Genomic DNA, 5,863 nt, shown 5'->3' with positions numbered 1-5,863 from the left:
CTCGACCGACCCAACTGCAACAAAAAGCGTTAGATTTATTGGGAGTTTCCCTGATTTGTACCCAGTAACGGGGCGGCGTAAATTCTCTTAATCCCTTCTACAGCACAGCTTATGGCTTTTTGTCAACGGGGAAGTCCAGGTTTATGGATTAATTCCGTCGGTTCTCCTGTTGCTCCTAAACTGTGTAAAATTAAACATTGTTCTTCCCACCATCCCCGACAAACCTGCGGATATAAGTTATTTTTAGTGGGATAACGTATTTGTTCTACCAGCATTTCACTATCGGGATTAACACCGATAAAATCTCCTAAAATATATAAATTTTCTACATTAACTGACCGTTGCTGAATATCTTCCAAGACCGCTTGATAGGCTGGTAAATTGCCTTGAATACCGCTTAAAATTGCCCACATAATTTCTTGATTTATCACAAATTAACGTTCGCAAACATGAGTCGGATCATCGGCTTTTTCTGCATATTCTAGACCCTTAGCCAATCGCCAAGCGAAAATAGGAGGTAAACCCGATTCTAAAATAGCCTGACAGGTTTCCTGATAGTTATAGGCCACTTCTCGCAGTTGTACCGCTGCCGTTTCTCGATCGTAAATCACATAGGTGGCATTTGGACGACCGTGACGTGGTTCTCCCACCGATCCCACGTTGATGATACGTTTAACCGGTGTGGTAAATTGCCGCGACTGTTCCCCATCGGGTTGATAAACTTTTATTTGCAAGCTTCCCGCGTCGAGAGTGCGAATGTAGGGGATGTGGGTATGTCCACAGAATAAAACCTCTGTATCTACCGATAAAACCCGTTCTAAAGCCGTAAAAGCGTCCATTTCGGCTAAAAGGTACTCATGGTTACTTTGGGGACTACCATGAACAAAACAGAGGTTATCTAGCTTAAAAATTTCGGGCAGTTTTGACAAATAATTACGGTTTTCTGGGGTGATTATTTGATTTGTCCACTCATGAGCTAATCTACCGCGTTTTTCTGCTAAAAGCGACGGATAACTGCACTCACAGGCATTTAATCCCTCAACGATATCCTCATCCCAACACCCTTGTACTGTAGTAATCCCCAGTTGACGGATTTTTTCCACCACTTGGTTAGGATGGGGTCCATACCCAACTAAATCCCCTAAACAGTAGATTTCTTGACAACCCTGTTGGTCTAAATCTTGCAAAACAGCATTAAAAGCGGGCATATTGCCATGAATACAGGATAAAACGGCTATTTTCATCAGATTAACTCCATTTCTGGCTCTAAAGATTCTTGAAATTGTTGTTGATAATAAAAAAGTGCCTCATCGGACAGACAACAATCACTCAGGGTATCGGCAATTATCGGTTTATCGAGATTGCGACCGACGATTTCAATCCCACTGAAGCGATTCGGTCTCCCATCGACATTTAAGGGGAAATTTAAGCTTTGAAAGTCTTTTTCTGGCCATTCATCCATAAATTCCCCATAAATACACTGACCGTCGATGATATCGAAGATACTTTTGACCCGCAGCACTTCCCCATAGGCTCCTTGGGTTAATTCTGTCCAAAAGGTGGTTAAACTGGAAAAATCGAGGATTTCTCCCGTTAAAACGGCTCTATAAATCTGTATTTCCCGTTTTTTTAACCATTGATCACCTTTTATGGTTGTTTTGACGGGACTGATGACTATTTCATCGACGGGAACTTGTCCTTCGGGGATTTCTTCGTCTGGAGACGTAATCGCTACCCGATGACAATTGAGGGGTTTTAGAAAGCTTTCGAGGGATTGCGTGTCTAAATGCCATGGTACTTCCATATAGACCCTGTTTTTCATGGATAAACTGCTCAAAAGGTCTTCTTCTTCCCTAGAAATAGAGGACAACTGGGGAAAGTCACTCTGTAAAGTGAGGTGATCAATGGGAAAAGTTTCCGTCTGGGGACTAAAATATAGACTTGGCTGCGTCTGTTTGGCGATTTGTTGGCGAATCCAATGGGTTTTTCCCGCAGCTATACCCCCCGTCACCACGATAATCATTCTGCTCCTTCTCTATTGTGGTAATGATAATCATTCTAGCATAAGTTAGATTGGGGCAAGTAATCTTTCTTAACCAATCCTCTAGACTTAGCAAGGTTATTTTGGGAAAAATTGGCGGTCTCTTGGGATATTAATCATGGTTATGGCTCTTTTCTCTAGGATACCATTGGCTTTGTCCATCGGGTAAATCAACTAAGATAATTCCCCTCGTTTTTAATTGTTCCCTTAATTGAGCGCCGCTTCCGTAAAGTGCAAGGGTTTGCGATAATGAGCTTGGAGAACAAAGAGACGTAAAACCATGGGATCGAGGGTTCGTTAAATTTTAAAGTTTTTATCCATAAATTATTCATAAGTAGCTGGTTTTAATTAAATTAAAAATCGATTTTAGGTTCGATCCCCCCTTAGTCCCCCCTTAATAAGGGGGGGTGTCTGAAAACTTTTAACACCTACCTACTTAGTTTGTGCTTTTTAATTTTTTGAGAACTAGCCAAGCATTCGTTTAGTTGTGTCAAGATTTCCTCTTTATTTAAATTTCTGCCGATAAAAACTAACTGATTATTAGGAGATGTATCCCATTCTACCGCTTGCAGATCATAACGAAGACCGCTCAATTGAAAAATATGTTTTAAATCGCTTTGTTGAAACCAGAGAATCCCTTTTGCTCGAAAAACATTTATCGGCATTTTTTCCGTGAGAAAAGGTTCAAATTTATCTAAATTAAATGGTTTATCGCTAACAAAGGAGACAAAATTAAAGTCTTCAGGAGATTGATTATCACTGGAGATTGGGCGATTTTTTTGAAAGTCTCTCAACTGGACTTTATACAATTCTTCTTTAGTTAAACCTAGATCTAACAATAAACCCAAAGGAACCTGACCATAACTACTTTTTAGGAGTCTTATACCCTCTTTTTCTCGACGAATAAACTTTTCTAAATCATCTAATTTTTTGGGACTGACTCGATCTATTTTATTGAGAATTACCACGTCACCATAACGAATTTGACTAAGGGCAATATTACTATCAAAATGATCGGCAGTAAAGGTTTCAGAATCCACGAGGGTAATAATAGAATCTAAGCGAGTCAGATATTTTAATTCCGTGGCCAGGAAAGTGAGGATAATTGGCAAAGGATCGGCTAATCCTGTGGTTTCAATGATTAGATAGTCCACGGGTATTTCTTTTTCTAAGACCTGATAGACTGTCTCAATTAAACTATCATTAATCGTACAACAAATACAGCCATTACTCAATTCTACCATATCTTCATCGATGGAGACAAGCAATTGAGAATCAATATTAATATCCCCAAACTCATTGACTAATACGGCAACTTTTAACCCTTCTTTATTGTCAAGAATATGATTTAGTAAGGTGGTTTTTCCACTCCCTAAAAAACCAGTAATGATCGTCACAGGCATTCCCGATTTAGGCAAGCAAGGGAGGGAATCGGAGAGAGGAATTATCAAAGAACTCATGGCAGCTAACCCACTTTTAAGTTAATTAATTGGCAGAAAATAGGCTTTTCTCAACCCTGTTAAATTCGCCTGGAAGGGATCAATATCCACTATTTGCTGGTTGATACAAAAGCTTCAGAGATTAGTTTTAGATAGGATCGCCGTTTGCATTTTTTCTAATAAATCTGCCAGCGTCATCGAACCTAAATCACCCCCTTGTCGAGTGCGAACACTTAGAGTTTCACTGCTAATTTCTCGTTTTCCAATCACAGCTAAGACAGGGATTTTTTCTAGTTCTCCTGTACGAATTTGTTTACCTAAACGCTCACCACTTTTATCGATTTCCACTCGATAACCAGCTTGTTTTAACTGCATTGCTACCTCTAAAGCATAATGCTGCTGTTCATCACTAACGGGTAATAAACGGACTTGAATAGGTGCTAACCAGAGAGGAAAATCTCCCGCATAATTCTCGATTAAAATACCAAAAAATCTTTCCAAAGAGCCAAAAATAGCTCGATGAATCATAATCGGTCTTTCGCGAGTACCATCCCTAGCGACATATTGCATATCAAAGCGTTCTGGCAAGTTAAAATCGACCTGAATCGTGGAACATTGCCACATTCTACCGATCGCATCTTGAATTTTTATATCAATTTTGGGACCATAAAAAGCCCCACCTCCCTGATCCTCAATATAATCCCACTTTTTAGCATTTAAGGCCTCAATTAAAGCTGCGGTTGCCAATTCCCAAACACTATCACTACCCACGGATTTACTGGGACGAGTCGATAAATTTACCTCATAATTAGTAAAGCCAAAATCGGAGAGAATTTTCTCGGTTAAGTTCAAAACTCCTAGAATCTCTGCGGCAATTTGTTCTGGTAAACAGAAAATATGAGCATCATCTTGGGTAAAACCTCGCACCCGCATTAATCCGTGTAAAACCCCCGATCGCTCGTAACGATAAACTGTGCCTAATTCTGCCCATCTGAGGGGAAATTCTCGATAGGAATGCAGGTCATTTTGATAGGTTAAAACATGAAAAGGACAATTCATCGGCTTAATTTGATAGCTTTGCTGTTCTAACTCGATCGCCTCAAACATATTGTCGCGATAAAAGTCCCAATGTCCGGAAGTTTTCCACAGATCTAAATTAGCTAGATGGGGAGTATAAAGAAATTGATAACCCGCTTCTAAATGAGCTTGGCGCCAATAATCTTCGATTAAATAACGCATTGTTGCACCCCGGGGATGCCAAAAAACTAAACCGCCACCCGCATCTTCTTGGATGCTAAATAATTTTAATTGTTGTCCCAATTTGCGATGATCTCGTCGCTGCGCTTCTTCTTTTTGTTGGAGATAATTTTGTAATTCTGCGGGGGTTTGCCAAGCTGTGCCGTAAATTCGCTGTAATTGCGGCTGTTTTTCATCTCCTTGCCAATAAGCACCCGCTACACTCTCCAATGCGAAAGCATCTGGGTTAATTTCCCCCGTCGAGTTGAGATGGGGTCCCGCACACAGATCCCACCAAAATTCTTCCGGGGGAGAAACAGCGCCATCAATTAACGAGGGTTCTCGATCGCTCCGTCCTGCGTCCGGACTACCGATAAAATAACGGGTAATGGTTTCATCTGGGGGAATTCTCTCTAAAATTAACTTTTTGTAGGGTTGATTAAGGCGCTCGATTTCTGCGGCAATTTCGCTTCTTTCCAGCACTTCTCGGATAATTGGCAGGTTTTTCCCGATAATTCGCCCCATTTCTGCCGCTATTTTCTCCAAATCTTCGGGGGTAAAGGGTGTTGGGCGATCGAAATCGTAGTAGAATCCCGTTTCTGTCCAGGGACCAATAGCGACTTTGGTTTCAGGAAAGAGAGTTTGTACAGCCATCGCTAAGACATGGGCGCAAGTATGGCGTATTTTTACGATTTTTTGCGAATCTTCCTCGATAACGGGGCTTTCTGCTCGGGGGGACTTAATTTGATTGACCATTGCCAGTTAAAGTGATAATGATTATCATTTTAGCAAAGGAGGGCTGATGTCTGAGAGAAAAATGCGCTCAAATCCTCTAGCGGCAAGCTCAACGATAATTAATTTTTGAGAGTTCAAAAATGAGAAAAATAGGCATAAAATCTCTAAATAGAGAATTTAATTGATTAAAGCTCATTTTTGATTCTCCTGACGACCGAATACTGGCTACTTACTCCTCACATAAGGGAAGATTTTTGAATTTGACAAGAGGTCTATAGTTACTAATTCTGTACGCAAATATTGCATCTAGAATTAGCTTTGTACGCTTTGACCCGTACTGGGTTAACTACGAACCTCTCTATCGGATTCCCGCTAAAGGCGGCCTCTCCGACTACCTTTCTTCCAATATTTA

4 protein-coding genes and 1 pseudogene are annotated in these 5,863 nt (G+C 40.6%); all 5 read right to left on the bottom strand.

Annotation, left to right across the window (positions count from 1 at the left end):
- Positions 1-131: 131 nt before the first annotated feature.
- Positions 132-413 (bottom strand): annotated as a pseudogene (locus tag ACE1AQ_RS18160) (metallophosphatase); the annotation flags it as partial.
- 21 nt (positions 414-434) lie between these two features.
- Positions 435-1,244, bottom strand: coding sequence for a metallophosphoesterase (locus ACE1AQ_RS18155; protein WP_110546081.1), 810 nt, complete (start codon positions 1,242-1,244; stop codon positions 435-437).
- Complete coding sequence (locus ACE1AQ_RS18150) at positions 1,244-2,023, bottom strand: hypothetical protein (protein ID WP_106908243.1); 780 nt, start codon at positions 2,021-2,023, stop codon at positions 1,244-1,246. Before ACE1AQ_RS18150 ends, ACE1AQ_RS18155 begins: the two co-directional genes overlap by 1 nt.
- Before the next feature lie 446 nt (positions 2,024-2,469).
- Positions 2,470-3,501, bottom strand: a complete 1,032-nt coding sequence (locus ACE1AQ_RS18145; RefSeq protein ID WP_008200812.1) for a GTP-binding protein — start codon at positions 3,499-3,501, stop codon at positions 2,470-2,472.
- 114 nt (positions 3,502-3,615) lie between these two features.
- Positions 3,616-5,472 carry a threonine--tRNA ligase gene (thrS, locus tag ACE1AQ_RS18140; protein WP_008200810.1) on the bottom strand — a complete coding sequence of 619 codons (1,857 nt, stop codon included), beginning with the start codon at positions 5,470-5,472 and terminating at the stop codon, positions 3,616-3,618.
- Positions 5,473-5,863 lie beyond the last annotated feature (391 nt).

The organism is Microcystis sp. BLCC-F209 (genome assembly GCF_041928595.1).
Taxonomy (GTDB): Bacteria; Cyanobacteriota; Cyanobacteriia; order Cyanobacteriales; family Microcystaceae; genus Microcystis.
This window is presented reverse-complemented; position numbering and strand designations above follow the sequence as displayed.